Origin of the sequence: Corynebacterium sp. (genome assembly GCF_012837295.1) — a bacterium.
In the GTDB taxonomy this organism is placed as follows: domain Bacteria; phylum Actinomycetota; class Actinomycetes; order Mycobacteriales; family Mycobacteriaceae; genus Corynebacterium.
Window position 1 is genome coordinate 1 of record NZ_DURI01000072.1, and the last position, 4,406, is coordinate 4,406.

Sequence of the window (4,406 nt, forward strand, 5' to 3'; positions counted from 1 at the left end):
ACGCCCCGCCGGCGAGGATCACGACGGCGGCCGCCGCGGCCGCCGGGGCGGACCACATCCGCGTGCCCCGCCCGGGAAATCGGAGCACCGTCGCGGATTCGCCGCCGCCCGTTGCCGAGTGATGGTCTTTCCAGTGGTCGTGGACGGACGGCGGAGGGGCATCGTCGCAAAGCAATGAGGAAGCGAGGTACTCCAGCGAGGCGTCGTCCACCCGCCCGCGCGGGGTGCAGGATCCGGGGCGGGTCATCGGGCGACCTCCGATTCGAGACGGCGCAGCTGGCGGCGCAGGGTGGCGCGGGCGCGGGCGCGGCGGGACTTGACGGTGCCCTCGGGGATGCCCAGGCGGCGGGCGACGTCGGCCAGCGGCCAGCCCATGACGTCGACCTCGACGATGACGTCGCGCTGCTCGGCGGGCAGGCGAGACATCGCCTGGCGCATGACCACGCTCAGCGACGGGTCGCCGACGTGCGGTTCGATCCGGCCCGGGGTGGCGCGCTCGTCGACGACGCCGTCGGGCGGGCCATGGCGGCCGCGCATCCGGTCGTGGCAGCTGTTGACCACGATCTTGTGCAGCCACGTCGCCACCGACGAATCGCGGCGGAACGACGGTGCGCTGCGCAGGGCCTTGACCAGACCCTCCTGCATTGCGTCGGCGGCGTCGGATTCGGTGCGCGAGTGGCGTTTCGCCGTCCACCACAACTGCCGTTCGTGCCTGTCGACGAGCGCCGGAAACGCCCGGGCGTCGCCCGCGAGATGCGCGGCGAGCAGCTCAAGATCGCCGCGATCATCCGGCGGAGCGCCGTCCCCCGGCTCATCCGCGGCTTTGCCCATGCTCCTGCGGTCGACCAACGCCGTCGGCGCGGTGACCCTCCCCCCGAAGTTCACGCGCCCATCCCACCACGGGCGGGGCGGGCGCGCCATTCGGGCGAGATGGCCGCGGTCCCGCTACCGCGCGGCCGTGACCTCCGCGATGGAGGCGGCCTGCGGCATCGGCAGCTCGGTGACCCAGATCAGCAGGTGGCGGGCCTTGCCGGCGTCGTCGAGCTCGATGGTCGTCTCGCCCTCTCCCAGCCGGCCCTGGCCGAGCACCGTCGTGTCGGCGAGATCGCCCGTGCCGGCGTCCGCGACATCGGCGGGGATGGACCGGATCTCGACCATCGCGCCAGGGGAGCCGGTGATCTTCACGGTGCCGGCCTCGGCGTCGACGCCGAAGACGAGCACGAGTCCGATGCCCGGCTTCAGGGCGTCGGGGCCGGTGCCCAGCTGCGCGTTGTACACCGACGTCGTCCAGGCGGTCTCCCCGTCGCCGTCGATGGCGAGCGCGGCGCCCTCCGGGTCGTCGGGACCGGCGATCGGGTTGGCGTTCGTGGTCTGCCACTCCCGGGCATCGGCGATGCGGATCGGCCCGCTCGGCAGCGCCTGCTCGGCGGCCTCGGGACCTCGGCGCACCGAATCCGGCGTCAGCGGCGAGTCGTCGGCGCGGTTGAACCAGGCGAACACGGCCGCGAGGATCAGCGCGAGCACCAGCACGAAGCCGACGACGATCGCGCCGGAGCCCCACAGCTTGCCGCGCGTCGTCGACGTGACCTGCCGCAGCCGCTTGGGCGTCGCCGGCGCGTCCACGTGTTCGGCGATGACCTGCAGCTGGCCCGAATCCGGGCCGAGCGCGGCCTCCCGCAGCTTCTTCGCCAGCACCAGGCCTCGGTTGCGGTTGGCACCGTCGGTGTCGGCGCCGGAGGCCGAGTCGGCGTCGCTTTCCGACGCCCCGGCCACGCCACGATCACCGTCGTTCGCGGGAGCGGCGGCGAGGTCGCGGGAGGCGTCGTCGAGGATGCCGATGATGTCGGCGGGCACGTGGCGGCAGCCGTCGAGAAGCGACGACAGGGCGCGGCACGCGACCTCGAGATCGCCGTCCTCCGTGGCCGCGGGCAGCGGCGCCGGGAAGGCCAGCGACACCCGGCCGTCGACGCTGACGCGCAGGCGGTCGAGATCGTCGGCGCCCAGGACGGCGCCCTTGGCGTGGGCGCGGCCCGCGGCCTCCGCCAGATCGGCGACGGCGAACGCGGCGGCGTCGGCGTTGGTGCCCTCCCCCACCGCGGACAGCGGGACGCCCGGCACCCAATCGGCGGCGACGATGACGTCGGTGCGGCCCAGATGCACGGCGCGGATCCGCGCCAGCCCCGGACCTTCCGCGCGACGCAGCGCCTTCGCGCCCTCCGCGATCTTCACGGCGGCGCCCGGCGCCGTGTAACCGACGTGCGGTGCGACGAGGGTGTCGACGAACGTCAGGGCGACTTCGTCGTGAAGCTTCTTGCCCGCGTCGTCGACGCGGACCGGGCCCGAACGATCGACCGCGCGCCAGAAGCGCACGCCCGGGCGGGACCCCTCCTCCGACAGCAGGCGGTACCGGCCGCCGAAGACCATCTCGCCGGGGACGAAGCGCGTCGGGCGCGAGGCCTCCGACGGCATCGGCGGCAGCATCGGCGAGGCGGTGAAGCCCTCCGAGGCCATTGCCGCGTTCTCGCCCGCGGCCGCGGCAGGACCGCCCACGACGGCGCCCGCGATGGCGGCGTCCGCGTCATTCGCGTCGAGCTCGTCGGCGTCCGCCGGCTTCGGCGCGAACCGGCGCAGACCCGGGATGCGGCCCAGGAAACCGCCCAGGGTGCGGACCTCGGGCAGCGGCGACCGAGACAGCACGACGCCGGTGACGATGAGGAACAGCACGCCCGAGAAGCCCACGCGCAGCATCGCGCCGATCGAGCCGAGGGTGTCCAGCGGGGCGCCGATGACGAAGGAATCGAAGGCCATGGCCACCGCGATGCCGACCAGCGCGGAACCCAGCGCCCAGACGCACGTCTTCAGCACTTCCCCGCCGCGCAGATTGCCCAGCGTCCGCCGCAGGAGCCACGCGCCGATGATCGCGCCGGCGACGAAACCGAAGCCGTTCGCCGCGCCCAGCAGGACGACGACGAGCTCCGTGCGGGAGGCCAGCAGCGGCGCCATCATCGACAGCGCCACCTTGACCACCGTGATGCCGAAGATGATGAACGTCGGCGTCCACGCCTCCTCGCGGGCGTAGAATACGCGCAGATGCAGCAGCACGAGCGCGTACGGGATGAGCGTGAACGCCGAGAAGGACAGCGTCCAGCCGAGGATGTCCGCGGTCTCCTTCGGGAAGAGCCCGTAGGCGAACAGCGCGTTGGCGATGGGCACGCCGAAGGCCGTGAAAAACACGACGATCGGGATCAGCGCGATCATGGTCAGGCGCGTGCCCACCGACAGGTCGCGGACGACGGCCTTGTCGTCGCCGTCGGCGGCGTTGCGGGACAGGCGCGGCATGATCGCCGTCAGCAGGGTGACGCCGATGATGCCGTAGGGCACCTGCAGCAGCAGCCACGCCTGCTGGTACACCGTCGGCGCGGCGGCGTCGGCGGCCGACGCGATGCGGGTGGTGATGATGTAGCCGGCCTGCGAAATGGCCACGTACGCCACGATCGCGATGCCCATTCCGCCGAACTGCTTGATGCGGTCGTCGATGCCCCACAGCGGGCGCAGATCGATGCCCAGGCGACGCAGCGGAGGGATCATGATCAGCGCCTGGATGACCACGCCCAGCGTCGTGCCGACGCCCAGCAACAGGATGTGCGGGTCGGTGATGGTGCCCGGGTGGTCGGACGGGAGGACGCCGGGGAGCAGCCAGTAGAGCAGGAGCGTCGCGATGGCCACCACGTTGTTGGCCACCGGCGCCCAGGCCCCCGGTTTGAACACCCCCTTGGTGTTCAATACCGCCATGAGCAGCGAAAACACGCCGTAGAAGACGATCTGCGGCAATAACAGGAACGCGAATGACGTCGATAGCGGGACGTTGACCTTGCCGTCTGCGTCGAGGCTGACCCGCGTCAGGAACGGGGCCGCGACGACCGCGAGGACGGTGACGGTGCCCAGCAGGGTCAGCGACAGCGTCAGCAGGCGGCGGACGAAGGCGGCGCCGCCGTCGGCGTCCTCCTTCTGGGCTCGCACCAGCACCGGCACCACCAGCGAGGTGAGCACCGCGCCGAGGACGATCTCGGTGATCAGGTTCGGCAGCGTGTTGGCGACGTTGAACGCCGACGCGACCGCCGGGCCGAGCGTGATGCCGATCAGCGCGTTGCGCGCGAAACCCGTGATCCGGGAGATCAGCGTGGCGATGGCCATTGAGCCGGTGGAGCGCACGACGTCGGCGTCGCTCGCCTTCCCGGTCTCGGCGGACTTGCCCGCCTCGGCGACGGCCACGGCGCCGGATCCCGTTGCCGTAGCCGCCGCCAGAGCGGACCCGGCCGCCCTCGAGGCGGCGGGTCCGGTCCGCGTCGTCGGCGGCTGATGGAGATTCGGCGCCTGCTCCTCGCGTCGCGCCGCGGGAGCGGTGC

General features: G+C 72.5%; 3 protein-coding genes. All 3 read right to left on the minus strand.

Annotated features, from left to right (window positions below; all coding sequences use genetic code 11):
* A partial coding sequence (locus tag GX015_RS02495) for a hypothetical protein (RefSeq protein ID WP_291342537.1) occupies window positions 1–247 on the minus strand: 247 nt, incomplete at its 3' end.
* Window positions 244–885: an RNA polymerase sigma factor SigM gene (sigM, locus tag GX015_RS02500; RefSeq protein ID WP_291342539.1), complete on the minus strand. Its 642-nt coding sequence runs from the start codon at window positions 883–885 to the stop codon at window positions 244–246. The genes GX015_RS02495 and sigM, both read right to left, overlap by 4 nt.
* Window positions 886–945: 60 nt before the next feature.
* The gene (gene murJ / locus GX015_RS02505; protein WP_291342540.1) at window positions 946–4,272 is read right to left on the minus strand and encodes a murein biosynthesis integral membrane protein MurJ; all 3,327 of its coding nucleotides are present in this window, start codon (window positions 4,270–4,272) and stop codon (window positions 946–948) included.
* Between the last annotated feature and the right edge of the window lie 134 nt (window positions 4,273–4,406).